Consider the following 699-nt stretch of genomic DNA (forward strand, 5'->3'; position numbering starts at 1 on the left):
CACCATCGAGGCGCGGCTCGATACGCTCGCCACATCGAAGGAAGTCTCTGAGCTGTCGGTGGCCATCGCGCGCCAGACCGGCGTTCTGGAGCAGCAAGGCACGCAGCTGACGGTGCTCTACAAGGCGGCCTGGGAGGCCAGCAAGGGGGCCAAGTGATGATCTGGCCGGTCGAGAGGATCGAGGCGGAGATGCGGCGGCTGCATGTGCTGCGCTATCTCGCCGCTGCCGGCGGCTACGAGGCCTCGGCCAGCGTCCTGCGCTTGCATTGCGCGCGCATCGGCCTGCCGACCACGGGCGACCAGCTGGTCGCGGACCTGAGCTGGCTGGAGCAGGCGCAGCTGACCACCCTGCGCTCCTACGGCACCGACACGATCGCGCGGCTGACCAGTGCCGGGCGGGACGTCTCGGAGGGCACCCAATATTACCCCGGCGTCATGCGTCCGGATCCATGATGGAGAGACACGATGATTGAAGCGACGATGTCCGAGCACCGCAGGCTCGCGATCCCGCCTCCATTCTGGGCGACGTGGTGCGCGGGGTGGGCGTGGCGAGCAGCGAGGACCAGATGCGCGCCGCGCTGGCCTGGTTGAAGGAGGCCGACCTGATCGAGCTGGCCGATCTGGGCCATGTGGTCATCGCCACGGCCACGCCGCGCGGCGCCGAGGTGGCCCTGGGCGAAGTCATTCATCCCGGCGTGC

General features: G+C 69.0%; 1 protein-coding gene. It reads left to right on the plus strand.

The window, feature by feature from the left end; translation table 11 throughout:
- Window positions 1-156: 156 nt before the first annotated feature.
- Entirely contained in the window at window positions 157-453 is a 297-nt protein-coding gene (locus tag PMES_RS16335; RefSeq protein ID WP_159966769.1) for a VpaChn25_0724 family phage protein, read from the plus strand.
- Window positions 454-699 lie beyond the last annotated feature (246 nt).

This window comes from Profundibacterium mesophilum KAUST100406-0324 (assembly GCF_009835145.1).
Classification (GTDB): Bacteria; Pseudomonadota; Alphaproteobacteria; order Rhodobacterales; family Rhodobacteraceae; genus Profundibacterium; species Profundibacterium mesophilum.

Excerpts from the sequence above, each read along its gene's own strand:
- PMES_RS16335 (WP_159966769.1), top strand. The coding sequence starts at position 157 with ATGATCTGGCCGGTCGAGAGGATCGAGGCGGAGATGCGGCGGCTGCAT.